The sequence below is a fragment of the Mycobacterium sp. E2462 genome, assembly GCF_001672685.1.
GTDB lineage: Bacteria > Actinomycetota > Actinomycetes > Mycobacteriales > Mycobacteriaceae > Mycobacterium.
Genome location: NZ_LZKC01000222.1, coordinates 1 through 516, shown reverse-complemented (window position 1 = coordinate 516; position 516 = coordinate 1). Strand labels below are relative to the sequence as shown.

General features: G+C 68.0%; 2 protein-coding genes. One reads left to right on the top strand and one right to left on the bottom strand.

Going from position 1 to position 516, the window contains the following annotated elements:
• Positions 1-290 (bottom strand): 2Fe-2S iron-sulfur cluster-binding protein (locus A5714_RS11165; protein ID WP_231975871.1); only part of this gene is annotated, 290 nt, incomplete at its 3' end.
• Positions 291-337: 47 nt separating this feature from the next.
• On the opposite strand from A5714_RS11165, the gene A5714_RS25330 reads away from it, so the two are divergent.
• Positions 338-516, top strand: a 179-nt coding sequence (locus tag A5714_RS25330) for a 2Fe-2S iron-sulfur cluster-binding protein (protein WP_156747266.1), incomplete at its 3' end; no start/stop codon positions are given.

The following is a 516-nucleotide window of genomic DNA, read 5'->3' as shown; positions in this document are numbered from 1 at the left end:
ACGTCGATCAGCACCGTACATGCACCGCACGCACCCTGGTCGCATCCCTTCTTGGTCCCGGTCAGCCCCGCCCGCTCACGCAGCATGTCCAGCAACGACGTGCGGTTGTCCACGGGGACCTCCCGCTGTTCGCCGTTGATCCAAGCCCGCACCACCGCGTCACTGTGCGGCGCGGGGTGAGGGCGCTCGGTGGCGTCGACGCCCGGTCCGGCAGCCACCGCTCCCCCGACCGCCAGCGCGCCCCCCACGAATGTTCTGCGCGTGACGTGCATGCCGCGACTGAATTCCACTTCACCACTGTAGAGCGGATCCAGCACCGGCAGAGGATGCTGGAAGGATGACCGACCTACAGCCGGCGACGGCACGAGCGTTGACCGTCAACGGGCAGTCGCACGCTGTCCACGCTGACGCCGACACCCCGCTGCTCTATGTGCTGCGCAACCATCTCGGCCTCAAGGGCACCCGGTTCGGCTGCGGGTTGAGCCTGTGCGGGGCGTGTTTTGTGCTGGTCGACGG